The sequence below is a fragment of the Microbacterium lacus genome, from assembly GCF_044794305.1.
Classification (GTDB): domain Bacteria; phylum Actinomycetota; class Actinomycetes; order Actinomycetales; family Microbacteriaceae; genus Microbacterium; species Microbacterium lacus_B.
The window spans coordinates 1,178,777-1,203,144 of sequence record NZ_CP084996.1; the positions used below are offsets into that span (position 1 = coordinate 1,178,777).

Consider the following 24,368-nt stretch of genomic DNA (forward strand, 5'->3'; position numbering starts at 1 on the left):
GGGTCGGGCGCGTGAGAACGATGTGAATAGTGTCCGAGTAGGCTCCGAGAATGACCGAACCCCGACCCGGTTTCACGATCCTGATGCTGCAGTGGACTGTGCTGGACGGCCCCTTCGCCGACCGCTGAACACGGCAGAAAATTAAGACTCTCCGCGAACCCGGCAGAGCCTGGTTACCCTTGCTACGTTTCCGTCCTGGGGGAGTTGGCCTGGATGCCGCCTCGCGGAGAGCTGACCCAAGTCTACCCGGGGCGTGCGACTGCTCAAACCCGGCTGATAGTGGGCTGATATCACCCAGCACAATCCCAGGCCCAGGCAGGCGATCGCGTTGTTACGATCGAATGATGGGCAATGGTGCAATGCATGCGCCAGCGCAGGAAGGTCTCTCTTGACGGACAGTGATCTCACCGCGGAGGGCTTCGCCCGCGTGACGGACGCCATTCTTGCGTCGGTCGGTAGCGTCATCGACGGTAAACCCGAAGCGGTGCGCTCGGCCCTCGTGTGCGTTCTCGCTGAGGGCCACCTGCTGATCGAGGACGTCCCGGGCGTCGGAAAGACGATGCTCGCTCGCGCGCTCGCCGCATCCATCGACGCGACGGTGCGCCGCATCCAATTCACTCCCGACCTGCTGCCGGGTGATGTGACCGGTGTCTCGGTGTTCAACCCCGTGGAGCGCGAGTTCGAGTTCAAGCAGGGCGCGATCTTCGCGAACATCGTCATCGCGGACGAGATCAATCGCTCGTCCCCCAAGACGCAGTCCGCGCTGCTGGAGGCAATGGAAGAAGGGCAGGTCACCGTCGACGGCCGCACCCATCTTCTTCCTGAACCGTTCCTGGTCGTGGCTACCCAGAACCCGCTCGAGATGGAGGGCACGTACGCGCTGCCCGAGGCGCAACGCGACCGCTTCATGATGCGGATCTCGATGGGGTACCCCGACGCACGGTCCGAGGCCCTGATGCTGCGCCAGCGCGACATCGTCAATCCGCTCGACGAACTCTCTCCGGTGGCAACCGCCGCGCAAGTTTCTCAGCTCATCGCCTGGGCGCGCGCCGTCCACGTCGCACCGGCGATCGAAGATTATGCGGTCGCCCTCGCTCACGCCACGCGCGAACACCCCGACCTGCGCCTCGGCGCGAGCCCCCGCGCGACGCTGCAACTGGTGCGCGCCGCGAAAGTCTGGGCCGCCCTCGACGGCCGCGGCTTCGTCATCCCCGACGACATCACCGCACTCTTGGCGCCGGTCTTCGCGCATCGCCTGATTCCGTCGCGCTCGGCCGGCGGAGCCCGCGCACGCAGTGCCGCCGACGCGATCGTCGCCATCCTCGCGCGCATCGCCGCAAGCGTGCGCGTCCCCATCGCCGCCCGACAGTGACGCGATCATGAGACGCCTGTGGCCACTGACCGTGCGTGGCACAGGTGCGCTCATTCTCGCCATCGGATGCTTCATCGTGGCGAACGAAACCGGGGTCGCCGAACTGCAGTACTTCGGCATCCTGTTGCTCGCCGTCCTCGCCGCCAGCGTGATCTCACTGCACCTTGCACGGCGATCCGACTCGATCTCGCGCACACTTCACCCGGATGTCGCCACCGTCGGGCAGGACTCGCTGGTCACTGTTCAGGTCGGTATGCGCGCCGCGATCCCCACCCCGGCGGGCACCTGGCACGACGCCCTTCCCAAGGGGTTGTCGGGGCGTGCCCAGGGTGATTTCCCCGCTCTGGGTTCAGGCCTGCGCGGCGCGAACCGGACGGTGCAACTTTCCTACCGTGTGGCGGCATTGCGCCGCGGCATCCATTCCATCGGTCCACTCACGGTCCGATCAACCGATCCGTTCGGCCTCGCCCGGCGAGTGTCGACCTTCGCTGAACGCACTGCGGTGACCGTGGCCCCGGCAGTCATCGATCTGCCGCCCCTGGCAGACTTCGCCGGCGAAGCTGGCGGAACCCTGCACACCACGACCAATCAGCTGGGCCAAGGAGCCGACAACCTGGTGGCTCGGCCGTATGTGCCCGGCGACTCGATGCGTCGAGTTCACTGGCGCGCAACGGCACACCGTGGCGAGCTCATGGTGCGGCAAGAAGAGCAGGAGTCCACCCCCGAGGCGAGCGTCGTGCTCGATCGGGGCGTCCTGCGGTGGTCGACCGAGGCCATGCAGGCACCCGGGCTCGATCCGGGGTTCGAAACGGCCGTGTCGGCCTGCGTCTCCGTGGTCGCTCGACTCGTGCACGATGGTTACGCCGTCGAAGTCATCGACACCGACGGAATGCTCCTCGCTGAACGCATCGACGGTGATGACAGCGCTGAGGTCGATGCTCTGCTGACGCTTTTCGCGACGCTCACCGCGCGGCGCGACGACAGCCTCGGCCAGCTGAATCGGCTGTTCGCGGGCGTAACGACGGGTCCGGTGATCTTGATCACCGGACGATTCGATCCGGCGGATGCTGCCACCATCGCCCCGGTCGCGCACCACAGCACCCTGCCCATGCTGATCGCCGTCGCTCCCGTCGGCGACGCCCTCGACCGCGCCGCCGACGCCGGATGGCACGTCAGCGCGCTGGGACCCGAAGGCGATGTCGCAGCGGCCTGGGGCGATACCGTCGGACGCGGGGTGAGCCATGTCGGCTGACTCCACAACGCGCACCGACAGCGCGCGCTCCCCTGGTCGCGAACTGATCATCGTGGTCGCCCTCCTGGCGGCGTTGCTCACCGCGCTCCTGCCGGTGCTGCGCGTTGTGACGGCGGGAGCCTGGTTGTTCGGTGCAGTGGCGCTCTGCGTCCTCATTCTGGGCGCCGGCCACCTCGCCCGCCTTCGCCGCCTGCCCGCCATCGCGGTGAGCCTCATCGAGGCGGTGCTCTTGGTCGCGGTGATAACGGGCGTGTTCTTCGCCGACACGGCGTTGCTGTGGATGATTCCGACTCCCGAGACGCTTCAGGTCGTCCCCCAGTTGACCGCCGAAGCCTTCGAAGAGATCACCCTCGGATCCGCTCCGCTGGACGCGACTCCTGCCCTCGCCTTTCTCATCGTGGGGGCAATGGGCCTGCTCACGATCATCGTCGACCACGTCGTCCTTACTGCACGGATGCCACTGCTCGCGTCCGTCGGAATCATCGCGGTCTCGCTGATTCCGGCGATCGCCGTGCCGCGCAGCGTCGACGTGATGGCGTTCGTGCTGCTCTCGGCATCCATTCTCTTCCTGATTCGCGCCGAGACCCGATCACGCGAGAAGCCCATCGAGGCGGACTCGGCGCGGTCATCCGGCGTGCCTGCGACAGCACTCAGTATCGGCGCGATCGCCGTCGTGGTCGCCCTTGTCGCCACGCCGACCCTCCCCTCCCCGATCGCCCGCGCCGGAAGCGGCGTCGGCGGCTCGGGGCCGCGGATCGACGCCAACCTCAATCTCGGTGACGATCTTCGACGCCCGCAAGAGTTCGAAGCCCTGCGAGCGTGGAGCGACGCGCCGTCGATGCCGTACCTGCGCGCCACGACACTGACGCGGTTCGATGGCGCCGTGTGGCAGCACGATCGGGTGCGCACGGTTCCCCTCGACAACGAGCGGGGCTTCGGCGATCTGCCCATCGACGAAGAGATCAGGGTCACCGAGCATCGGACCAACGTCGAGGTCACCAATCTCGCATCGGTGTGGCTGCCGATCTCTTATCCGGCAGTAGATGTCGATGGTGTGGACGGGATGTGGTCGGCCGTCCCGTACAACCGCACCGTCGTCTCGCAGACCGGAACGAGCAGTCAGGGTCAGACGTACGAAGTCATCTCGACCGTGCCGCGACCGACGCTCGAGCAGATTCGCGCGCGCGAAGCAACGACAGAAGGACAGCGCGACGACACGCTCGCGCTTCCCGATGACCTGCCCACATCGATCGCGGCGGCTGCGATCGAGGTCACCACCGGCACCACCAACGATTACGACGCGCTCGTCGCGCTGCAGCGCTGGTTCCGCAGTGGCGAGTTCCGCTATTCGCTGGACGCTCCGGTCGAAGAGGGCTTCGACGGCCAGGGTGCTGATGCTGTCGCGCAGTTTCTCGAGGTCAAGAGTGGATACTGCATCCACTACGCCGCCGCCTTCGCGTTGATGGCGCGAACGCTGGACATGCCCAGCCGCATCGTCATCGGATACCTTCCCGGAGTCGCGACACCCGACCGGGTCGATGACGAAGTGGTGCATACGGTGCGAAGCTCGCTGCTGCACGCGTGGCCCGAGGTGCACTTCGACGGAATCGGCTGGGTCGCCTTCGAGCCCACCAACGGCCTCGGCAGTCCCACGTCCTTCCTGCCCGCGGCGGCGGCAGAGGGAGCGCTCGGCAACCCCGATGACCCCTCCGCGGCACCCTCCACTTCGGCTGCCCCCAGCGCCTCGGCGAACCCGAACGACCCGCTCAACCCGCGCGATGACGAAGCAGACGGCTCAACCGTCGGCACGGTCAATCCACTGCCGACCCTGTCCGTCCTGCTGGGAATCCTTGCGCTGCTCGCGATACCGGCAATCGCGCGTGAGGTGCGGCGCAGACAGCTGCTCACTGCCGCCCGCAACGGCGACTCGGCAGCCGCGTGGATGACCGTGCAAGACGCCGCGATCGACGTCGGCATCGCGGTGCCGTCGAGCGAATCCCCACGCGCCTTCGCCGCGCGTCTGGCCAGCGACCACGGCGCCTCGCCGCAGCGTCTGAACATGCTGGTGGGAGCGATCGAGAGAGCGAGTTATGCGCCCGACCGGGTCGCAGGTTACTGGCACGGTGATGGGGTGGCGGATGCTGCGACCGCCGTCCGCGCTGAGATTGTCGGCTCCGCTCCTCCCGCACGCCGGATCCTCGCCGTGGTCGCCCCGCGGTCGCTCCTCGTGCGACCCGGCAGCACCTACGCGGGCGCGGCAGGGGTGCGCGCTCGGGCAAGGTAGGATATTCGATGGCCCTCGCGAAAGTGCGGGCCGTGGAGGATTCGCCTAGTGGCCTATGGCGCACGCTTGGAAAGCGTGTTGGGTGAAAGCCCTCAGGGGTTCGAATCCCCTATCCTCCGCCCTGTGATTTAGCCCTTGAACTGGTTTTTTTCGTTCAAGGGCTTCGTCATTCCGGTACCGTACGAAGCTCTGATAGCGGTCGTTCCTCCTGAGCGCACTCGATCGTGGCGCCCGAAGAAATCCCATGTAGTGCCGCAGGTCAAACGGGGCGATATCTTCGAAGCTCCAGGAGAGGCGACTAATGGCCGAGAACGATCCCGCGGTGGATGTGCGTAAACGCGAGAGGCACGAGCTCGTCGCCGTGCTGCTCCTCTCCCTCGTGGCCGTCCTCACCGCCTGGTGCGGGTTCGAATCGTCGAAGTGGGGTGGTGACTCCGGAGTCGCCTTCAGCGAAGCATCCGCCGCACGAATCGAGGCCGCCAACTTCGAGAGCGAGGCGCGGGACGCGCGCATGCTCGATCTGTCTGTGTACACGCAATGGGTATTGGCAGAGGCTCACGATGATCAGTCACTCGCCGGGTACATCGAGGAGCGTTTCAGTCCCGAGTTCGCTCTGGCGTTCGATGCATGGGAGGACGACGGCCGAACTGAGCGTGGGCCGTTTTCGATGCCCGAGTACGTCCCACCGGGATCTGCCGCGGCGATGACGGCGCTCGATCGGTCGGATACTGCGTTTGCCGAAGCGCTCGACTTCAACGAGAAGGGCGACAGCTACTCGCTGATGACCGTCCTGTTCGCGCTCGTGCTGTTTCTCGCAGCGATCGCACAGCGCGGAATCTCACTCGTCGCATCGCGCATCATTCTCGGCGTCGCGGGTGCTCTCGCGGCCGGAGGAGTAATCGTGCTTCTGACGTTCCCCATCCGCTGGTGATCGCAGTACGCCGACAGTAGGGTCAGAGCACTCGCGCGCAACGGACGGGACGGTCAATGACAGACAACACCGCAACTGCACCCGCACGTCGCCCGATGAACTCACCGAAAGGCGCCGCGATCGCGGGGGTGCTCTTCGCGCTCCTGTTCGGTGTCGCGCTCGTCCTGATCAGGTCGGCGATGCCGCAGGAGCTGGCTGCCGACGGCGACTGGCTCAACGAAAGCGCGACGATGAGGCTCTCGATCGGACTCTCGCTCATCCCGTTCGCCGGCATCGCGTTCCTCTGGTTCATGGGAGTGGTGCGCGACCGGTTCAAAGAGAGCGAAGACCAGCTGTTCTCCTCGGTGTTCATCGGAAGCGGGCTGCTGTTTCTGGCCATGCTCTTCGTGTCTTCGGCAATCGCCGGCGGGATCGTCGCGACGGTTCCCTTCATGACCGATGACACAAGTCGAGTGGAGGTCACGAACTTCGGCCGCGCGGTGATGCTGCAGGTCAGCAACATCTACGCCCTGCGAATGGCCGGCGTGCTGTTGATCTCTCTCGGCACGATGTGGCTGCGCACGGGCGTCATGCCCCGGTGGCTCTCGTTCGTGACGTACGCTGTGGCGCTCGTCCTGCTGTTCGTGACAACTCTGAGCCTCTGGGTCACCCTGGTTTTCCCGGCGTGGGTACTGGGAGTCAGCCTGCTCATCCTCATCCAGAACTACCGCCGTCGGTCAGATCCCGTGGCCGCAGCGGTGTAGGCTGCGGCGGCCACGAACACCGTATTCACCGGAATGGATGCCTCGGCGACGACGTTGACGACAGTATGCAACGATTCGGCACACTCTCGTTCGGACACTACGGACCCCTGGGCGGCGGACGTCAGCTCACGGCAGGCGACTCGATGCTGCAAGCAATCGACCTCGCACAGGGGATGGACGACCTCGGCGTGAACGGCGCCTATTTTCGCGTCCACCATTTCGCCCGACAGCAGAGTTCGCCGATGCCCCTGCTCGCGGCGATCGCCGCGCGCACGTCGCGGATCGAAGTCGGCACGGGCGTCATCGACATGCGCTACGAGAACCCGCTGTATCTCGCGGAGGAAGCAGCATCGGTCGATCTCATCTCGGGCGGACGACTCGCGCTCGGCGTGAGCCGCGGCTCACCCGAGTCGGTCGTACGCGGCTACGAGACGTTCGGGTACGAAGCCGAAGATCCGCGCGGCGCCGACCTTGCTCGCGAGCACTTCGACCTCTTCCTCCGCGCTATCGACGGCGAGGGTCTCGCCGAGCGAGACTCTTCATCTCCCTTTGGCGGAGGGAGCGGGATGCAGCGCATCGAGCCGCACTCCCCCGGTCTGCGCTCCCGCGTGTGGTGGGGCGCAGGTAACCGCGACAGCGCCGAGTGGGCGGGGCGCATGGGCGTGAACCTCATGTCATCGACCTTGCTCACCTCTGCCGACGGTCGCCCCTTCGACATCCTTCAGGCAGAGCAGATCGACGCGTTCCGTGCGTCGTGGGGCGAAGCCGGTCATACCGGCGAACCACGCGTGTCGGTGAGCCGGTCGATCTTTCCGCTCGTGACAGCCGAAGACCACATGTACTTCGGTGGCCGCCAGGACGGTGACCAGATCGGTGTGATCGACGGCATGCGATCCACGTTCGGAAAGACGTACGCCGCCGAACCCGATGTCCTCGTCGAACAACTGCTGGCCGATGCAGCGATCAGAGCGGCTGACACGCTCATGCTCACCATCCCCAGCCAGTTAGGGGTCGACTTCAATCTGCGCGTCGTCGAGTCCTTCGCCACACACGTTGCGCCGGCACTGGGATGGGCGCCGACAACGGTCCCGTCACGCTGAGGCGAGCTGGCCCCGGACGATCGAGTTGCCCGAGTGCGCAGGGTCGCCATCCACGGGCTCGAACGAGATGTCGACGAGATCGTACGAGGACAGATCCACACCGGGCGGGATCGCAAACGTGCCCTTCGAACCCTCCAGCACACCGAGGCTGATGAGAGCTTCACCATCGTTGCGGATCAACCAGACCTCGCGGTAGTCGTCGGTCGAGGCATCCCCCTCCAGCGTCACCGTGAGCGTGCGCGAGCCGTTGCGGTCCTCTTCGACTTCCGCACTTCCGACAGCGTCAGGATGGTCGGGGAACGCATCGAGCGAGGCCGTCGCCAGCGATATCGGAGCGCTACCGGCGACAGAGATCCAGACGCCGCCACCGACGGCAGCGATCAGAGCGAACGAAGCGGCGAGCGCCCAGAAGACCCGCATCGGGCTTCGTCGGGCACGCTCCCTGGTGGTTGGCACTTCAGCAGGCTTCTCATCTTCAGCGGCTTCCGCAACATCGTCGAGCGCCGGCGCGTCGAAGGGGTTGGCTGCAACAGCGCCGCTGAGCCCGAGTTCGGCATGGATGCGACCCCACACGCGATCGGGTGGCGATTCAAGCTCGGCTTCGTCCATCGTGGTGCGGGCAACGACCGCGGTGTGGCGCAGTTGTGTGACCTCAAGGGAACAGAGAGCGCAGGACGCGAGATGGTTCCCCTGCTCGCGCGTGGAGATCGGCTCTCCCATCGCGATGAGTGCAAGCTCGTCAGGGTCAATGTGCGACATGGGTCACCTCCAATCGGTTGCGCATTCGGGTAAGACTTCGTCTGATGTGGCTCTTCACGGTGCCGAGCGGCATTCCGAGCCTTCTCGAGATCTCGTCGTGGCTCAGATCGTCGTAGAAGGCCAGCCGCATCACGGCTTGGGCGTCGGGTTCAAGTTGTTGCAGCTCATTTGCGAGCAACAAAGTCTCTGAGAGATCCGGCGGTTCGTGCACCAGGTCGTCAGGGTTGGTCACTCGCTCCATTTGCGCCTGGATGGCGCGAATCTTCGCGCGAGACTCGTGCATGTCGGCGATGCGACGTCGAGCGATCGCGACCATCCAGGTCGACAGCTTCGCCTTCTTCGAGTCGTACGACGCGCGCGATGTCCACGCCGATACGAAGGTGCGTTGCGTCACATCCTCGGCGTCGCTGCGATCGCCGAGCGAACGCAACGCCAGGGTGAAGACGACGGGCGACCAGCGCCGGTAGATCTCGGCCAGCGCAGCTTCGTCTCCCGCGACGAAGCGCACATTCAACTGTGCCTCAACCTCGTCGGGTGTCACGGTGTCCTCGCTCACAGTCGTCACAGCGTTCTCGCAATTGCCACAACGTTATCTCTGTAGCTTCCCGTTGATGAGTCGAACGGCCCGCCGCACGTGATGATCACGAGCGTTTTCGCGCCCTCGCGGGCGAAGAGCTGATCTGTGGGCAGCGTCGACTTCTCGTAGTAGGTGACGGATTCGATGGCATAGGTCACGCTGGTGCCGTCGGATGCTTCGACCACAACGGTCGATCCTGCCCCGGCATCCCGCAACCGTGACAGCGGACCAATCGGGTAGTCGGGAGCGTCAACGTGTGCGGCGAGCACCACATTGCCCTCGGTGCTCACGGCATCGGCACCGAACCGGTACCACCCAGCCACGGCCGGATCCACCGGGAGCTCCATCTGCCCGCTCTGCTCGACTCCCACCGAGGTGACGGGCATGTCGACGCCGAGATCTGGCATCTTCATCCGCACCGGAGGCACCGACTGAGCGGGCGCCGGCAGCACGGCCGGTGCCGTCGAAATCTCGATGGTCGGGGTGGGGGCAGGCGCGGGAGCAGTTGCCGCTGGGGACGGCGCCACTTCTCCCGCACCTGCCGGGGTGCACGCGACAAGGCACGCCGCGAGTGCCGAACCGGCTAGGGCGACCACTGCTCGCGCCCACCGATCCCGCTCTCGCGGCGTGCCCGCATGCATCAGCGCTGAGCGCTCGCGCGACGGCGAACGGTGATCAGCGCACCTGCGGCGACTGCCAGGGCGAGTGCCCCACCGATCGCGAAGGTGGCGGTGGTGGCGTCCTGCTGAGCGAGGTAACCAGCAGAGCCGGACGGAACGCCATCGGGGCTGGAGTGCAGTCCCGTGACCTCCTGGGCGGCGATGGCAAGGTTGCCGTCGGCCGCGCTACCCCACGCGTAGACGATCGTCAGAACGCCCTCTTTGACCTCAACCGGTGCCGGGCCGAGGACCGGCTCGGTGGTGCCCGCCAGGGCAACCGTTGCCTCAACCGTGCCCGCGGGCAGGTTCAGCGTGGCCTCGTTCGGGTTGGCGAGGCCTTCGACAACCGCGGCTCCGCCCGCGAGAACGTCGACGGCAGGTGCCGCAGCGACGTGACGGACTGTGAGGCGACCTTCACCGGCAGCGGTGGCGGCGTTGTCGTTGGTGAACATCTTCACTGACGGCTCGCCCGCTTCGCTGAGGTAGGCAACAGCCGTGAAGTTGCCGCCCGCCGTGAGCGGGAGGTCCGCGGCCAGGATCGGAGCGCTGGCGTCCGCGGCATCCGGAGCGGTGATGGCAACCGCGTAGGTGCCAGCAGGAAGGTCCAGCGGTCCGGCGAGGTCGCCCGGTGCGAAGTCGTCGAGCTGGAGCGCTCCGTTTACCCACACGTCCACAGGGGTGTCGGGAATGCCGTGAAGTACCGAGAGCTGGGCGTTCGCGGTGCTCGCCGAAGCGGGCATGGCGAAGCCAAGAGCGGCGATGAGTCCTACCGTCAATCCGGCAGCTGCTGTCTTGCGCACTGTCTTCCTCCTTGGGGATCCGGCGGGCGTTTGCCGCCTATGACAGTGCTTTCTCTCGTTGCCCCGGGTTTGGATGCACTCGGGCAAGAGTTTTTCCGAAAGCGGTTCACCAGCCCATCGATCCGGGGCCACCTTTGAATGGTCCGACGATCTCCGGCGTGATCCATCCGCCGTAGAAGCCACCCGGCTGGGGCGTGACGTCCACACCATCGACGGTGCAACGATCCATGTGCCCCGGGTACAGGGCGACACGATCGACGAGAATCTCGAACCCTGAGGAGGGATCGGGGTAGTTCCACGCGGCGGCGGCGGCGACCGCCCTGCCACCGCGCACATCGAGGTACCGGGCACGCCCTTTGAACTCGCAGAACGACGAGCCGGGCGCGGGCGCGAGCGCGCCGGGAGCGAAGTCGTCGATCCGCAGGTAGTAGGCAGGCGGGTGACTGGTCTCGAGTACGCGCACCACGTCGTCGCTATCGAAGATCACGGTGCCCCCGAGTGCGATGCGCACGCGCCGCGAGACACGCTCGACTCGTGGCGGCCGCGGATAGTCCCACACCGACTCCTGACCTGCCCGAGGAGCGATGCGTTTTGGTCTCATCGGCCGTACTCCTCAAGCCATCGCAGCCACACTTCGCTGATCGTCGGGTACGACGGCACAGCGTGCCAGAGTCGAGCGAGTGGCACTTCTCCGACGATCGCGATCGTGGCCGAATGCAGCAGTTCCGCCACATCTGGGCCAACGAAGGTGGCACCGATCAGCACACCGCGGTCTTCATCGAAGATCGCACGCGCGTGACCTTCGTAGTGATCGGCGTGCGTGCTCGCGCCGGCGACCCACGAAAGGTCGTAATCAATCACACGGATGCGGCGGTCCGCCTCCCGCGCAGACGCTTCGGTGAACCCCACTGACGCGACTTCGGGGTCGGTGAAGGTCACCTGCGGCACAGCATCGTGGTCGGCAGTGGCGACGTGCTTCCCCCACGGCGCATCGTCTACGGGCGCACCCGTAGCTCGCGCGGCGATGACATCACCCGCAGCACGCGCCTGGTATTTGCCTTGGTGGGTGAGGAGCGCACGGTGATTCACGTCACCGACGGCGTAGAGCCACGAGAAGCCCCCGACCCGCATCGTGTCGTCGACCTCGAGCCAGGAACCGGGTTCGAGCCCGATCGCATCGAGGCCGAGATCGCCCGTACGCGGCACACGGCCCGTTGCCACGAGGATCTCTGCGGCCTGCACCTCCGACCCGTCCGTGAGCGTCACGACAACCTCGGCGTCCGGCGCATCGCGGTCGACTCGGTCGACATCGACGCCCAGCCGCACGGTGACGCCCGCATGCCGCAACGCTGCCGTCACCGCCTCGCCGGCGAACGGCTCCATGCGACCGAGCATGCCCGACCGGGCGATGATCGTGACCTCGCTACCCAGGGCGGCGAATGCCGTTGCCATCTCGCACGCGACGACCCCACCGCCCAGAATCACGAGCGATTCGGGTACGGTCTGCACGCTGGTGGCTTCGCGGCTCGTCCAAGGCGCAGCATCCGCCAGCCCTGGAATGTCGGGAAGAAGCGCCGCCGTGCCCGTGCACACCGCCACGGCATAGCGCGCGGTCAGTTCGCTCACTGCCCCGTCGGCATCGGTGACGGTCACCACGCGCTCGCCCGAGATCTCACCGTGTCCACGCACGAGGTCGATACCTGCGCCGTCGAGCCACGAGACCTGACCGCTGTCGTTCCACTCGTGCGCGATGCTGTCTCGCCGGGCGAGGATCGCCGCGACATCGAGGTCGCCCGTCACTGCCTCGCGACTGCCCGCAACATCGCGCGCAGCGCGCAGTGCCGCTGCGGGTCGGAGAAGTGCCTTGGACGGCATGCACGCCCAGTACGAGCACTCCCCGCCGACCAACTCGCTCTCGACGATGGCGACAGAGAGCCCGCCCCGCACGGCTCTATCTGCCACGTTCTCGCCGACAGCCCCTGCTCCGATGACGATGAGGTCGTACTGACGCGTGTGCATACCTCCACGCTAAACCCGGCAGCGTTGACACCGGCGTGACCCTGCGAGACGCTCAGGCAGGAGGTGCGCGATGCCCACGCCCATCGAAACCGTCCCGACCTCGGTTGCTGCGTTCATCGGCGCGTCCACGGGACCGTCGGAGCCGGCGAAGGTGGCCACCTGGAGCGAGTTCTTGGCGGCATGGCCTGATTCGACCGCGCTGGCCGTGGCCGTCGAAGAGTTCTTCCGCAACGGCGGGCAGAGCGCCTGGGTATCTCCGATTGCCCGAGTGACGGCATCCGCTGTGCGACGCGCGGTGAACGCGCTGCATCCGGACGTGAGTCTCGTCGTCATCGCCGCCGAGCCCGCGGTGTCGCCGACTGTTGTCGCGGCTGCCGCCAAGGCGCTCCAGGGACGTCCGGCTCTGCTCTTGATCGAACCACGCTGGGTGAGCGTGAAGGCTGCGCGCGAGGCCCTCGCGGCGGGTGCCGAGGTCGCGCTGGGCGCCAGCGCAGCCGATGTCGTGGCCTACTGGCCGCGCCTGCGGCGGAAAGGGGCTTTCGCCCCTGTCTCACCGCTCGGGGCGGTCGCCGGCGTGTTCGCGCGAACCGATGCGACGCTCGGGTTCTGGCGCGCCCCCGCAGGCAACCACGCTGCTCTCCACGGCACGCCTTCGCTCGCGATCGCATTGACGGATTCCGATACCGAACTGCTGACTCGGCACGGGATAAACACGATCCGTTCGTTCCCAGGCCGGGGCACCCTGGTGTGGGGTGCGCGAACCACATCGCCGGACCCGGAGTGGCGCTATGTCTCGGTGCGGCGTCTATCGATGACGCTCACGGAATCAATCCGCCGCGGGCTGCAGTGGGCGGTGTTCGAACCGAACGCGGAACCACTGTGGAACCAAATGCGCAGAGATGTGTCCGCGTTCCTGCTGGCGCATTTTCGACAGGGAGCACTCGTCGGCGCAACGCCCGAGGACGCCTTCTTCGTGCGATGCGACCGCGACACGATGACCGCGGCCGATATCGCCGCCGGCAGGCTGATCGTGACTTTCGGGTTCGCTCCGCTGCTCCCCGCCGAGTTCATCGTCCAGACCATCCGGTTGCAGATCGCGTGATGATCCGCACCTGGCTAGCGTGAGCACGTGACGTTCCCGACCGAATCAATCCCGCTGTTCGTCTACGGCAGTCTGCGTCCGGGTATGGCGCTGTGGCCCGAGATTCGCGACCACGTCATCACGGCCGAACCTGCGACCGCGCAAGGCCGACTGGTTTGGCACTCGGGCGGTGAGTGGCCGTTGTTGCTTGATGGAAACGACCTTGTGCAGGGCGACCTGGTGCACCTGCACCCCGGCGCGGCGCCCAATGCGGTCTTGGTGGATGAAGAGCTGCGCTTCGGCTACGACGCACGCTGGATACCGGTCACACTTCGGGACGGCACCCAGGTCGATGCGCTCGTCTTCATCTGGCCGCGCGACAGCGAGGTGGGCGCGCCGATCGCGGGCGGAGACTATGTGGAAGCCGAAAGAACCCGGTCCGGCCGGGAGTAGACGTTCATCGAGTCGCCGCGCAGGAATCCGACGAGTGTTAGGCCGGATGCCTCGGCCAACTCCGCCGCGAGCGACGAAGGCGCAGACACCGCGGCGAGGATCGGGATCCCCGCCATCACGGCCTTCTGTACGAGCTCGAAGCTCGCCCGCCCCGAAACCTGCAGGACTGTTCCGCGCAGCGGTAGCCGGTCGTTGAGCAGTGCCCAGCCGACCACCTTGTCGACCGCGTTGTGACGCCCGACGTCCTCCCTCAGCACGAGCAGCTCGCCGGTCGCGGAATCGAACAGGGCCGCGGCATGGAGCCCACCGGTCTTTTCGAAGACCGCCTGGCCCGAGCGAAGCGCCGCCGGAAAGCCGGCGAGGGCCGTAGCTGTCACAGCCGCAGCATCCATCGAAACGGCGAAAGTGGAGACTGTCTCGACAGCCTCGATCGAGGCCTTGCCGCAGATCCCACATGAGCTTGTCGTGTAGAAGTTGCGCGTCAGTTCGGGCGCGGGAAGCACCACCCCGTCCTCGAGCGTCAGATCGAGGACGTTGTAGGTGTTGTCGGCTCCGCCCGTTCCGGGCCCACCGCAATGGATCGCGGATCGGAAGTGATCGCCGTGCGTGATCACTCCCTCTGACACGAGAAATCCCAGAGCGAGTTCGACATCGTTGCCGGGTGTGCGCATCGTCACCGCGAGCGGTGCAGCCCCGACGCGGATTTCGAGCGGTTCTTCTACCGCGAGCACGTCGGGTCGGCGTGTGCGCGCGTGCTCCGCGCCGATGACGATGCGGGTTACCGCGCGACGAGCAGTGATGCGGCCCATTTCGCCATGCTAGCCCGGTGGCCGTGCGTGCACCCGGACGCAGATTCGTCGACGTCCGGCAGCCGTGGGCTCGGTGAGTCCGGGAATCCGCGGCAACCCGAATCCACGCGCGCAGAAATCGGCGTCCGAGTTCACTGTGAATGGCGCATATCCTGCCCCCTTCTTTCGGCGGGGATCGTGTGTCCGCGCGGCTCGTAATGTGTATCTTGGCGAAAGGCCCCGCGGTCCCGCGTAGGGCGCTGGGCATCATTGCGTGTGACTGGGTATCACTGGGGGAACCGATGGATCTGCTGGACCCGCTGCTGCTTGCGCGTTGGCAATTCGGGCTGACGACGCTGTACCACTTCCTCTTCGTGCCGCTCACGCTCGGCATGGCTTTGACCGTCTCGATCTTCCAAACGGCGTGGTTTCGCACGGGCGACCTCAAGTGGCTCCACCTCACGCGCTTCTTCGGCAAGATCTTCCTGATCAACTTCGCGATGGGCGTCGTGACCGGCATCGTGCAGGAGTTCCAGTTCGGCATGAACTGGTCGTCGTACTCGCGCTTCGTCGGAGACGTGTTCGGGGCGCCGCTGGCCTTCGAGGGTCTGATGGCGTTCTTCTTCGAGGCCACCTTCATCGGCCTATGGATCTTCGGGTGGGACAAACTCCCCAAGGGCCTGCACCTCGCCAGCATCTGGATCGCGACGATCGGCGCCTGGTTCTCGGCCTACTTCATCCTCGCCGCGAACGCCTTCATGCAGAACCCGCTCGGCTACGAGATGTCGGCAGACGGCGGCCGCGCCGAAATGAACGACTTCCTCGCGGTGCTCACCAACCCGGTGGCGCTCGCCGCGCTCCCCCACACGCTGTTTGCGGCATTCATGATGACCGCCGGTGTCATCATCTCGATCGCCGCGTGGCACCTGCTACGCAAGCAGAACGTCGAGATGATGCGCCCGGCGCTGAAGTATGGCCTGTGGGGCATGATCGTCGCCTTCGCCGGTGTCGCCCTCTCGGGAGACCAGTTGAGCCTCGTGATGGTGTCGACGCAGCCTATGAAGATGGCGGCGGCTGAGGCGATGTTCGACAGCGCGTGTGGGGCGGATGCCTCGTTCTCTCTGTTTTCGATCGGAACCCCCGACGGCACGGGCGAGATCTTCTCGGTTCGCGTGCCGTTCTTGCTCGCACTCTTGTCGACGCACTCGCTTGACGGCTGCGTCGAGGGCATCAACGACCTCAACCTGCAGTACGCCACCGAGGACTTCCCGCAGTTCGCTGAACAGCTCGACGGCAATTTCGCCCCGATCCTGTGGATCACCTACTGGTCGTTCCGCTGGATGATCGGGCTCGGCTCCATCGCGGCACTGACTGCGGTGGTCGGGCTGTGGCTCACACGCAAGAAGGCAAAGCGCGAGGTTCCCGCCTGGGCCTGGAAGCTCGCGATCTGGGCATGGCCCGCGTCGCTCTTCGCGATTCTGGTCGGCTGGGTCTTCACCGAGATGGGCCGACAGCCCTGGATCGTCTTCGGACTCATGCTCACCGAAGACGGGGTCTCACCCAGCGTTCCGGGCTGGACCGTCCTGATCTCGCTGATCTCCTTCACCGCGATCTACGCCGCTCTCGCGGTGGTCGAAGTGGGATTGATCACGAAGACGGCGAAGAAAGGCCCCGACCCGCTGCCCGATCCGAATGCGCCGGTCACCGAGGTTCCTCTCGAAGACACCCCGACCACGGTCTACTAAGGAGACGCCGATCATGGATCTCGCCTACCTCTGGTTCTGGATCGTCGGATTCCTTTTCGTCGGTTACTTCGTCCTCGACGGCTTCGACTTCGGCGTCGGCATGTCACTTCCGTTTCTCGGCAAGGACGACATCTCTCGTCGTCAGATCATCAACACCATCGGGCCTGTCTGGGACCTCAACGAGACCTGGGTCATCGTCGCGGGGGCATGCCTCTTCGCCGCATTCCCCGAGTGGTATGCGACGCTCTTCAGTGGTTTCTACCTCGCGCTGCTGCTGATCCTGCTGGCGCTCATCTTGCGCGGTGTCTCGTTCGAGTACCGCCACCAGCGCGACAGCCTCAAGTGGAAGCGCGGCTTCGACACGATGATCATCGTCGGCTCCGCCGTGCCCGCACTGCTGTGGGGCGTTGCGGTTGCGAACATCGTGCAGGGAGTGCCGATCGACGCGGACTTCGAGTTCACCGGTTCGTTCCTGACTCTGCTGAACCCGTACGGACTGCTCGGCGGGCTCACGACCCTGCTGTTGTTCTTCACTCACGGCGTGTACTTCGTGGCACTCAAGACTGACGGCCAGGTGCACGAAGATGCCCGCCGGCTCGCCCGCCGGTCGGGCATGCTGACTGTGGTCGTCGCCGCCGCGTTCTTGGTGTGGACGGTCTTCATCGCAGCCGGCCGCGATGCGCCGCTGATCGCGTTCGTGGTCGCCGGTGCCGGAATCGCAGCGGTGGCCCTGGTGATGTCGATCATCTTCAATCTGCGCGACCGCGAGGGCTGGGCGTTCGGCTTCGGCGCTGCGACGATCGTGGCGGCCGTGCTGACCCTGTGGTTCGCGCTGTTCCCGTTCGTGATGCCGTCCTCGACCGACCCGGCCTTCAGCCTCACGATCGAGAACGCGTCGAGCACCGATTACACGCTCACGATCATGACCTGGGCTGCCGTCATCTTCTTGCCGCTCGTGTTGCTCTACCAGGGGTGGACCTATTGGGTATTCCGCAAGCGCGTCACCCGATCGCGGATTGAGAAAGCCGCGGCCCTGGCACACTGAGTTCGTGACAAGTAGATCGGACGCCACGCCCCGGCGCGGACGAAGACAGGCTGTCGATCCACGACTGCTGAGGTACGCGAGCGCGTCACGAGGCTTCTTCGTTGCGATCGCCGCTCTGGCGCTGGCTCAGACCGCGGTGATCATCGCGTTCGCCTGGTTGCTGACACAGGCCCTCACCGGCGCCATCGCCGGGCTGCCTCTGGACCTGCTCGGCCCGACTCTCGCGCTGCTGTCCGGGGTCGTTGTGTTGCGGGCGGTACTTCTGTGGGCACGCGACACCGTCGCAAGCCGAGCTGCCGCCCGGGTCCAGGCGCAGCTGCGGGCACAACTGGTCGAAGCAGTCGGCACGCTCGGGTCCGAATGGCTCGCCGGACGCAACTCATCGACACTGGCCATCACCGCCGGGCGGGGCCTCGATGCGCTGGATGCCTATTTCGGCCGGTACCTGCCACAATTCGTGCAGACGATGATCGCCACCCCGGTGATCATCGCAGTGATGTGGTGGCAGGACTGGATCTCGGGCCTCACCGTTCTGCTCACACTCCCCCTGATCCCCATCTTCATGGTGCTGATCGGCCTCGGCACCCAAGCTGTCCAGCAGCGGCAGTGGAAGACACTGGGGCACCTCGCGGCGCGGTTTTCCGACACCGTGCAAGGGCTGTCGACCCTGAAAGTCTTCGGACGACACCACCGGGCCGTAGCATCCATCGACGACGTCACCAACCGCTACCGACGCGAGACGATGCGGGTCCTTCGTGTGTCGTTCCTTTCGGGGTTCGCACTCGAGTTTCTCGCAAGCATCTCGGTGGCGATCATCGCCGTCTCGATCGGGTTCCGCCTGATCGACGGCTCGATCGCCCTCACGGTGGGGCTGTTCGTGCTCCTGCTGGCTCCAGAGGCCTACCTCCCGATCCGACAGGTCGGCGTACAGTTCCACGCCGCAGCTGAAGGGGTCGCGGCGACGGAGGACGTCTTCTCTGTGCTCGACGCGACTGTTCCGCAATCAGGTGCTCGGACGGGGTTGCCCTTCGACCGACCTGACGACACCCCTCTGCCGCCCCTCGTGCTCCGCGGCGTACGGGTGGCACGCGGCGAACGGATGCTGCCGCCCGTCGACCTCGTTGCTCCAGCGGGATCCGTGGTGCTCATCGAGGGTCCGAGCGGTGCCGGCAAGTCGAGCGTGCTGGCTGCCCTGCGCGGCGCCGCTGACTTCGATGGCGAGGCCACCTTCGGCGGGCGCGACCTGCGCACCCTCCGACCGCGCGAGTGGCTCGCCTGGGCGGGCCAAGCTCCGGGGCTCACGACCGGAACGATCAAGGACAACATCACCCTCGGAGATACCGACCCAGACTCCGACCTGGCACAGCGCGCGTTGTCACTCGCCTGCGCGGGTGGTCTCGATCTCGCACACCAACTCGGCGTGCAGGGCGCCGGGCTGTCCGGCGGCCAGGCTCAGCGCGTGGCGGTCGCGCGAGCGTTCTACCGTTACCTCCGCGGCCGCGCCTCGGTGATCGCGCTCGACGAGCCGAGCGCCGCCCTCGACAGCGGCACGGAAGAAAGCCTCTGGCAGTCGGTCCGCGAGCTTGCCGATGGCGGCGCTGCCGTGGTGCTGGTCTCGCACCGGGCGAGCGCGCGCGCCATGGCAGATGACGTTGTCACTCTGACCGGCATGGAGGTGACCGCGTGAGCCTCGCCTCGAGTGTTCTCCGTGGCGCAATGCCCCCCCCGCGGCGGCTCTGGCCGGCGGTCGCGGCGAGCTTTGCGTCCGAAGCATCCGCCGTCGCCCTCCTTGCCGTCAGCGCCTGGCTCATCGTTCGTGCGAGCGAGCAACCTCCCGTGCTGTACCTCTCGGCCGCGGTCGTCGGGGTTCGCCTCTTTGCGCTCACCCGTGCGTCCTTCCGCTATCTCGAGCGCTTGCTCGGCCACGATGCCGCGCTGCGGCAGCTCGCGACGACCCGCACGAGTCTCGTCCGCCGCCTCGTGCCGCTGTCGCCTGACGGACTTACCCGGACGGGTCGGGGCTCGGTACTCGGCACGCTCGTCGACGACGTGGATGAGCTGCAGAACCTGCCGCTGCGCGTCGTGCAGCCACTCGTTTCGTCGGGGATGGTGGTGGTCGGCGCGGTCGCGCTCGTCGCGGTCGTGTGGTGGCCTGCCGCGCTCACCCTTCTCGGTTGTCTGGTCGTGGCGACACTCGTCGCGACCGGCTGGGGTTGGGTCGCTGGGTCGCGCGCCGACCGCGCCATTGCTCCGTTGAGGGGACGCCTGGCCGACGCACTGATGGACCACTTCGCCAGTCTCGACGTGCTCCTCGCCTATGGTGCCGAAGAGTCGAGCCGCGAGCGCATTCGTACGGCCGACGCGGCCCTGCGCCGGGCGGTCGTTCGCCGTGCCGGAGCCCAAGCGGGCACCGCCGCGGTCGTCACCCTGTTGGCGGGCGCGGCCTGCATCCTCGCGCTCGCGGTCTCTGCACCGGAAGCTGCCCTCGGGGCAGCCACTTTCGGGGCGGAATCCGGTTTGGGCCTGACCGGCCCCGCGCTCGCGGTGGCCGTGCTCGTGCCGATGGCCGTGTTCGAGGTCTTCGCCTCGGTTCCCCTCGCAGCGTCCGCCTGGCGACAGGTGCGCGCATCCGGCGAACGCATCGCCGATGCTGTGCCTGTGGAGGTACCGGCGGGCCTGGTCCGAGAGACGCTCGCCCCGACCGGCGAGGTGCCGGCCCTCGGGAGTGGGCTGCGACTTCGCGGTGTGAGCGCGCGTTGGCCAGAGGCCGTAGCGCCCTCGCTGACCGGCATCGATCTGGACGTACGCCCGGGCGAACGGATCCTCATCGTAGGATCCAGCGGAGCCGGCAAAACGACCCTTGCTCACGTTCTCGTGCGCTTTCTGGACTGCGGCGGAAACTATGAGATCGGCGGGCGCGACGTCCGCGATATCGCGGTCGATGACGTGCGACTGGCGGTGGGGCTGTGCGAGCAGCATCCGATGCTCTTCGATGAAGACATTCGCCAGAACTTGCTCTTTGCCCGCGACACTGCCACGGATGCCGACCTCGAGGCCGTTTTGGCCCGCGTCGGTCTCGGCCCGTGGCTGGCTGAGCGCGGGGGGCTCGATGCGCGCGTCGGCGAGCGAGGGGCACTGGTCTCGGGCGGGCAAGCGCAACGGATTTCGCTCGCGCGGGCATTGCTACGCGGATTCCCGGTGCTCATTCTGGATGAACCGACGGCGGGGGTGGATGCCGCGACCTCTGACGCGCTCCTGCGGGATCTGCTCACCGCGGTAGGGCCCGATCAGGCGGTCGTGATGATCTCGCACCTCGACGTGCCGGGCGATCTCATCGACCGGGTCGTGCACCTCGAGGACGGATCTTTGGCTAGCTGACCTTCTCCACCGTCGGTGCCGAGGCGTGCTCGCCCGCACCTTCTGTGGATGTTTCAGCCGCCGCCGTGATGCGATTCGCCATGCCCGCGAAGATGAAGCCGTGGAACGGCAGCACCGCCATCCAGTACAGGCGCCCGGCGAGCCCCTTCGGGAAGAAGACCGCTCGCTGGTCGTAGCGCGACCCGGAACCATCCGGCGAGGCACGCAGTTCGAGCCACGCCAGACCCGGCACCTTCATCTCGGCCCGTAGACGCAGGAAAGATCCCGGCTCGATCGCTTCGACCCGCCAGAAGTCCAGCGCGTCGCCGACAGTCAGGCGGGCGCGGCTCCGGCGTCCGCGGGCGAGACCGATTCCTCCGACGAGTTTGTCCATCCACCCGCGGATCGCCCAAAGCACGGGCGTGGAGTACCAGCCGTTCGCGCCACCGATTCCCTCGATGACCCGCCACAGCGCTTCCGGCGGCGCTGATGTGTGTGCGACTCGCGCGTCGACGAATACGGCCTTTCCGGCCCAATCCGGGTCACTGGGGAGCGGGTCGCTGGGCACACCGAGCACCTCGGAGTCTTGCCAACTGGTCTCGACCGCGTCGGCGTCCTCACGCCCGAGCGCGAGATCGACGGCCCGACGGTAGGGAGTGAGCCCGGCCTCGGGTGCCGGGATCAGTTCGTCGATGTCATGGTTCTTCATCACGCACTCGTTCTGCAAAGACTCCACGAGAGGCCGCGCGATCGATCGCGGGATGGGCGTGACCAGGTTCACCCAGTGCGAGGCGAGCCCCGGCGTGAGCACGGGAAGAGCGGCGATCGGGCGCTGGCGAAGCCCAGCCTGCACCGCATAACCGTTCATCATCTGGCCGTAGCGCAACACGTCGGGACCGCCGATGTCGACCGAGCGGTTCACTTCGCGATTCACCCGCGCGGCGCCGAGCAGGTAGTGCATCACATCTCGCACTGCGATCGGCTGGATGTGGTTGCGCACCCACTTCGGCGCGGGCATGTACGGCAACACCTCGGTGAGGTGGCGCACCATCTCGAACGACGCCGAGCCCGACCCGATGACGACACCGGCCTGAAGGACGAGGGTCGGCACACCGGAGTTGAGGAACAGCTCACCGACCTCGACGCGCGAGCGGAGGTGCGGCGACAGCGGGACTCCGTTGGGATGGAGTCCACCCAGGTAGACGATCCGACCGACCTTCGCTGCGGCCGCCGCATCAGCCACCGTCTTCGCCGCCTGACGATCGGTGTCTTCGAAACCCTTGCCTGCCGACATCGAGTGGACGAGGTAGTAGAGCACGTCGACGTCCTTTACGGCCTCTGCCATGACCTCCGCGTCTGAGGCGCTGCCGACGACAACCTCGACCCGCTCGCCCCACTCGAACGCCGCCACCCGCATCGCGTCGCGCGCGAGTACGCGCACGCGATAACCCGCCTCCAGCAGCCGCGGAACGAGCCGGCCTCCGATGTAGCCGGTTGCACCGAGCACGAGCGCGCGGGGTGCGGTGCCGTCTTCGCGCGGAATCGAGCGCAGCTCGGGCTCGCGGCCGGTGGGTGCTTTGTCTAGGGGCGAGCTCATGTGCTCGACGCTACCCCGCCCCAGAGAGGTCAGGGTCGGGGTTGCGCAGTCGGCCGGAGTCTGCGCGCGAACGCGCGCGAGCCCTCGCCGGATGGCAACTCATCGAACCCGACGCGCGGGTAGAACGCCACCGCGCCGGCGTTCTCGGAGGAGGCCTCGAGGTGAACGCCCGTGATCCCGTCGCGCTCAAGAGCAGCGATCAGCGTCTCGATCAGCCGTCGCCCGAATCCTTGGCCCTGCAGTTCCGGTAGCAGGTCGATGTGCAGGTGAGCGGGGTACTCCCTCGCGTGCCACTGCTGGCCCGCCGCACGCTTCTGGGCGTATCGGATGATGTCGCGCTCCCGGTCGGATGCACCCTCGAGGGGGTATCGATCGCGGACCGCCGGCCACCACTGGGCGCCGAACCATTCCTCGAAATCCTCGGTGTCGGGGGCCGCGACGACGTAGCCGACGACGCGGTCATCGTCCGAGACCACCACGAAGGCCAGCCCCGGGTGCCGGTCGACATACGGCAGGACGAAGACATCCGCCCACAGCAGATCGTCGCGGAACATCCCTGTGGCGTCGGCACCGGCATCCGCCGTTCGAACGCAGATGTCGGCGACGGCCGTCCGGTCCGCGGGCGCGTAGGGGCGAATCTGCGGCATGTCAGCCGCCGATCGCGTTCATTCCGCGAGCCGGTTGCAGGAATGCCGGGTCGTTGATCGCGTGCCCCGGGAGCTTTGCGTGGATGCACGCGCGCAGCATCCCCTCGACCGCTGCGTCGACCGCTGACTCGGCTGCGCCCGCGCGCAGGATCGGGACGAGGTCGTACTCGGTCGTCGAGAACAGGCAGTTGCGCAGCTGGCCATCGGCAGTCAGCCTCAGGCGATCGCAGTCACCGCAGAACGGCGCGGTGACCGATGCGATGACACCGACGGTGTGCGGGCCGTCATCGAGCTGCCACGTCTCGGCGGGCGCGCCCCCACGACCGGGGATGGGGGTGAGTGTCCAGGCTTCAGCGAGCGATCTGAGAATCTCGTCGCGCGTCACCATCGACGACCGATCCCATGTGTGGCCCGCGTCCAACGGCATCTGCTCGATGAACCGCAACTGAGCGCCGTGACCGATCGCAAATCGGACGAGGTCGACGAGCTCGTCATCGTTCACCCCGCGCATCGCGACGGCGTTGAGTTTGAGCGGACGCAATCCGGATGCTGCGGCCGCAGCGATACCCTTCAGCACATCCTCCAGGCGGTCTCTGCGGGTGAGATCGCGGAACCGATCGCGCAGGAGGGTGTCGATGCTGATGTTGAGACGCCCGAGCCCCGCAGCCATCAGGTCGGGGAGCTTCTCGCCAAGACCGATGCCGTTCGTGGTGAGCGCGATCTGCACCGGGGTACCGGTACCGTCGGGCACGGTGATCGCCGTGAGGCGCTCGACGATCTCGGGCAAGTCGGTGCGCAGCAGCGGCTCACCGCCCGTGAGGCGGAAAGTCGACACTCCGACGGACGCCGCAACGCGGGCCACCCGGACGACCTCGTCGATGTCGAGAATGCTTGTGCGCGCCAACCATTCGTTGCCTTGCTCGGGCATGCAGTACGTGCACCGCAGCGAACAGCGATCGGTCAGCGAGATCCGCAGATCACGGTGCACCCGGCCGTGGGTGTCGACGAGTGGCCCAGAAGACTCTCCGGCCGCGTCGGATCCGACGGAGTCGGGCACACGAGATCGCGGCATCCCGATGAGCACGGGTGCCGCGCTCACGAGAGTTCCCGGAGGCGATCCATGGTTCGAGCGTAACCGTGTCCGCGCTCGCGGTGGCGA

General features: G+C 66.6%; 22 protein-coding genes, 1 tRNA gene and 1 other RNA gene. 13 read left to right on the top strand and 11 right to left on the bottom strand.

Annotated features, from left to right (window positions below; genetic code table 11):
- Positions 1–139: 139 nt before the first annotated feature.
- Positions 140–236, bottom strand: an RNA gene (gene ffs, locus LG299_RS05810) — signal recognition particle sRNA small type.
- A 152-nt stretch (positions 237–388) separates the two neighbouring features.
- Here ffs and LG299_RS05815 point away from each other — a divergent pair.
- From LG299_RS05815 to LG299_RS05845, 7 genes are all read left to right on the top strand, one after another.
- Positions 389–1,372: an AAA family ATPase gene (locus LG299_RS05815; RefSeq protein ID WP_404434048.1), complete on the top strand. Its 984-nt coding sequence runs from the start codon at positions 389–391 to the stop codon at positions 1,370–1,372.
- Positions 1,373–1,379: 7 nt separating this feature from the next.
- Complete coding sequence (locus LG299_RS05820) at positions 1,380–2,624, top strand: DUF58 domain-containing protein (RefSeq protein ID WP_404434049.1); 1,245 nt, start codon at positions 1,380–1,382, stop codon at positions 2,622–2,624.
- On the top strand, positions 2,614–4,908 hold the full coding sequence (locus LG299_RS05825) for a transglutaminaseTgpA domain-containing protein (protein ID WP_404434050.1): 2,295 nt from the start codon (positions 2,614–2,616) through the stop codon (positions 4,906–4,908). The genes LG299_RS05820 and LG299_RS05825 overlap by 11 nt, the downstream gene beginning before the upstream one ends.
- A gap of 34 nt (positions 4,909–4,942) precedes the next feature.
- Positions 4,943–5,027 (top strand) — tRNA-Ser (locus LG299_RS05830).
- A gap of 182 nt (positions 5,028–5,209) precedes the next feature.
- On the top strand, positions 5,210–5,839 hold the full coding sequence (locus LG299_RS05835; RefSeq protein ID WP_404434051.1) for a hypothetical protein: 630 nt from the start codon (positions 5,210–5,212) through the stop codon (positions 5,837–5,839).
- A gap of 56 nt (positions 5,840–5,895) precedes the next feature.
- Entirely contained in the window at positions 5,896–6,582 is a 687-nt protein-coding gene (locus LG299_RS05840; protein WP_404434052.1) for a hypothetical protein, read from the top strand.
- A 65-nt stretch (positions 6,583–6,647) separates the two neighbouring features.
- Positions 6,648–7,682 (top strand): LLM class flavin-dependent oxidoreductase, encoded by a 1,035-nt coding sequence (locus LG299_RS05845; RefSeq protein ID WP_404434053.1) that lies wholly within the window; start codon positions 6,648–6,650, stop codon positions 7,680–7,682.
- Here the strand turns inward: LG299_RS05845 and LG299_RS05850 are convergent.
- The 6 genes from LG299_RS05850 to LG299_RS05875 all read right to left on the bottom strand — a co-directional run bounded on the left by LG299_RS05850 (position 7,674) and on the right by LG299_RS05875 (position 12,496).
- Positions 7,674–8,441 carry an anti-sigma factor gene (locus LG299_RS05850; protein WP_404434054.1) on the bottom strand — a complete coding sequence of 256 codons (768 nt, stop codon included), beginning with the start codon at positions 8,439–8,441 and terminating at the stop codon, positions 7,674–7,676. The two genes, LG299_RS05845 and LG299_RS05850, sit on opposite strands and share 9 nt — an antisense overlap.
- Positions 8,428–9,006, bottom strand: coding sequence for an RNA polymerase sigma factor (locus LG299_RS05855; protein ID WP_404434056.1), 579 nt, complete (start codon positions 9,004–9,006; stop codon positions 8,428–8,430). Before LG299_RS05855 ends, LG299_RS05850 begins: the two co-directional genes overlap by 14 nt.
- Positions 9,003–9,545, bottom strand: a complete 543-nt coding sequence (locus tag LG299_RS05860) for a class F sortase (protein WP_404434057.1) — start codon at positions 9,543–9,545, stop codon at positions 9,003–9,005. Before LG299_RS05860 ends, LG299_RS05855 begins: the two co-directional genes overlap by 4 nt.
- Before the next feature lie 113 nt (positions 9,546–9,658).
- Complete coding sequence (locus tag LG299_RS05865) at positions 9,659–10,477, bottom strand: DUF4397 domain-containing protein (RefSeq protein WP_404434058.1); 819 nt, start codon at positions 10,475–10,477, stop codon at positions 9,659–9,661.
- A gap of 106 nt (positions 10,478–10,583) precedes the next feature.
- The gene (locus LG299_RS05870; RefSeq protein WP_404434059.1) at positions 10,584–11,078 is read right to left on the bottom strand and encodes a DUF427 domain-containing protein; all 495 of its coding nucleotides are present in this window, start codon (positions 11,076–11,078) and stop codon (positions 10,584–10,586) included.
- Positions 11,075–12,496, bottom strand: a complete 1,422-nt coding sequence (locus LG299_RS05875; protein ID WP_404434060.1) for a dihydrolipoyl dehydrogenase family protein — start codon at positions 12,494–12,496, stop codon at positions 11,075–11,077. Before LG299_RS05875 ends, LG299_RS05870 begins: the two co-directional genes overlap by 4 nt.
- Before the next feature lie 70 nt (positions 12,497–12,566).
- Here LG299_RS05875 and LG299_RS05880 point away from each other — a divergent pair, with 70 nt between their 5' ends.
- Positions 12,567–13,598, top strand: coding sequence for a phage tail sheath family protein (locus LG299_RS05880; protein WP_404434061.1), 1,032 nt, complete (start codon positions 12,567–12,569; stop codon positions 13,596–13,598).
- 27 nt (positions 13,599–13,625) lie between these two features.
- Entirely contained in the window at positions 13,626–14,030 is a 405-nt protein-coding gene (locus LG299_RS05885; protein ID WP_404434062.1) for a gamma-glutamylcyclotransferase, read from the top strand.
- On the opposite strand, the gene fdhD is transcribed toward LG299_RS05885, so the two are convergent.
- Positions 13,991–14,839: a formate dehydrogenase accessory sulfurtransferase FdhD gene (fdhD, locus tag LG299_RS05890; protein ID WP_404434063.1), complete on the bottom strand. Its 849-nt coding sequence runs from the start codon at positions 14,837–14,839 to the stop codon at positions 13,991–13,993. The genes LG299_RS05885 and fdhD overlap by 40 nt on opposite strands.
- A 281-nt stretch (positions 14,840–15,120) precedes the next feature.
- Between fdhD and LG299_RS05895 the strand changes: the two genes are divergently transcribed.
- The 4 genes from LG299_RS05895 to cydC are packed head-to-tail and all read left to right on the top strand — an operon-like array spanning position 15,121 to position 20,986.
- A complete protein-coding gene (locus LG299_RS05895) occupies positions 15,121–16,563 on the top strand; it encodes a cytochrome ubiquinol oxidase subunit I (RefSeq protein WP_404434064.1) in 1,443 nt (480 codons plus the stop codon).
- Between the two features lie 13 nt (positions 16,564–16,576).
- Complete coding sequence (gene cydB, locus LG299_RS05900; RefSeq protein ID WP_404434065.1) at positions 16,577–17,608, top strand: cytochrome d ubiquinol oxidase subunit II; 1,032 nt, start codon at positions 16,577–16,579, stop codon at positions 17,606–17,608.
- Between the two features lie 4 nt (positions 17,609–17,612).
- Positions 17,613–19,295, top strand: a complete 1,683-nt coding sequence (cydD, locus tag LG299_RS05905; RefSeq protein WP_404434066.1) for a thiol reductant ABC exporter subunit CydD — start codon at positions 17,613–17,615, stop codon at positions 19,293–19,295.
- A 29-nt stretch (positions 19,296–19,324) separates the two neighbouring features.
- Positions 19,325–20,986 (top strand): thiol reductant ABC exporter subunit CydC, encoded by a 1,662-nt coding sequence (gene cydC, locus LG299_RS05910; protein WP_404434067.1) that lies wholly within the window; start codon positions 19,325–19,327, stop codon positions 20,984–20,986.
- Here cydC and LG299_RS05915 read toward each other — a convergent pair.
- The 3 genes from LG299_RS05915 to moaA are packed head-to-tail and all read right to left on the bottom strand — an operon-like array spanning position 20,979 to position 24,281.
- Positions 20,979–22,562, bottom strand: coding sequence for an SDR family oxidoreductase (locus LG299_RS05915; protein WP_404434068.1), 1,584 nt, complete (start codon positions 22,560–22,562; stop codon positions 20,979–20,981). The genes cydC and LG299_RS05915 overlap by 8 nt on opposite strands.
- Before the next feature lie 29 nt (positions 22,563–22,591).
- Positions 22,592–23,209, bottom strand: a complete 618-nt coding sequence (locus LG299_RS05920; protein ID WP_404434069.1) for a GNAT family N-acetyltransferase — start codon at positions 23,207–23,209, stop codon at positions 22,592–22,594.
- 1 nt (position 23,210) lies between these two features.
- Positions 23,211–24,281 carry a GTP 3',8-cyclase MoaA gene (gene moaA, locus LG299_RS05925; RefSeq protein ID WP_404434817.1) on the bottom strand — a complete coding sequence of 357 codons (1,071 nt, stop codon included), beginning with the start codon at positions 24,279–24,281 and terminating at the stop codon, positions 23,211–23,213.
- Positions 24,282–24,368 lie beyond the last annotated feature (87 nt).

What these genes read in the sequence shown, in the direction of transcription:
- LG299_RS05840 (WP_404434052.1), top strand. Translation starts at nt 5,896, where the DNA reads ATGACAGACAACACCGCAACTGCACCCGCACGTCGCCCGATGAACTCA.
- LG299_RS05850 (WP_404434054.1), bottom strand. Translation starts at nt 8,441, where the DNA reads ATGTCGCACATTGACCCTGACGAGCTTGCACTCATCGCGATGGGAGAG.
- fdhD (WP_404434063.1), bottom strand. Translation starts at nt 14,839, where the DNA reads ATGGGCCGCATCACTGCTCGTCGCGCGGTAACCCGCATCGTCATCGGC.
- LG299_RS05820 (WP_404434049.1), top strand. Translation starts at nt 1,380, where the DNA reads ATGAGACGCCTGTGGCCACTGACCGTGCGTGGCACAGGTGCGCTCATT.
- LG299_RS05895 (WP_404434064.1), top strand. Translation starts at nt 15,121, where the DNA reads ATGGATCTGCTGGACCCGCTGCTGCTTGCGCGTTGGCAATTCGGGCTG.
- LG299_RS05870 (WP_404434059.1), bottom strand. Translation starts at nt 11,078, where the DNA reads ATGAGACCAAAACGCATCGCTCCTCGGGCAGGTCAGGAGTCGGTGTGG.
- moaA (WP_404434817.1), bottom strand. Translation starts at nt 24,281, where the DNA reads ATGCCGCGATCTCGTGTGCCCGACTCCGTCGGATCCGACGCGGCCGGA.
- LG299_RS05915 (WP_404434068.1), bottom strand. Translation starts at nt 22,562, where the DNA reads ATGAGCTCGCCCCTAGACAAAGCACCCACCGGCCGCGAGCCCGAGCTG.
- cydB (WP_404434065.1), top strand. Translation starts at nt 16,577, where the DNA reads ATGGATCTCGCCTACCTCTGGTTCTGGATCGTCGGATTCCTTTTCGTC.
- LG299_RS05835 (WP_404434051.1), top strand. Translation starts at nt 5,210, where the DNA reads ATGGCCGAGAACGATCCCGCGGTGGATGTGCGTAAACGCGAGAGGCAC.
- LG299_RS05875 (WP_404434060.1), bottom strand. Translation starts at nt 12,496, where the DNA reads ATGCACACGCGTCAGTACGACCTCATCGTCATCGGAGCAGGGGCTGTC.
- LG299_RS05880 (WP_404434061.1), top strand. Translation starts at nt 12,567, where the DNA reads ATGCCCACGCCCATCGAAACCGTCCCGACCTCGGTTGCTGCGTTCATC.
- LG299_RS05845 (WP_404434053.1), top strand. Translation starts at nt 6,648, where the DNA reads ATGCAACGATTCGGCACACTCTCGTTCGGACACTACGGACCCCTGGGC.
- LG299_RS05920 (WP_404434069.1), bottom strand. Translation starts at nt 23,209, where the DNA reads ATGCCGCAGATTCGCCCCTACGCGCCCGCGGACCGGACGGCCGTCGCC.
- cydC (WP_404434067.1), top strand. Translation starts at nt 19,325, where the DNA reads ATGCCCCCCCCGCGGCGGCTCTGGCCGGCGGTCGCGGCGAGCTTTGCG.
- LG299_RS05825 (WP_404434050.1), top strand. Translation starts at nt 2,614, where the DNA reads ATGTCGGCTGACTCCACAACGCGCACCGACAGCGCGCGCTCCCCTGGT.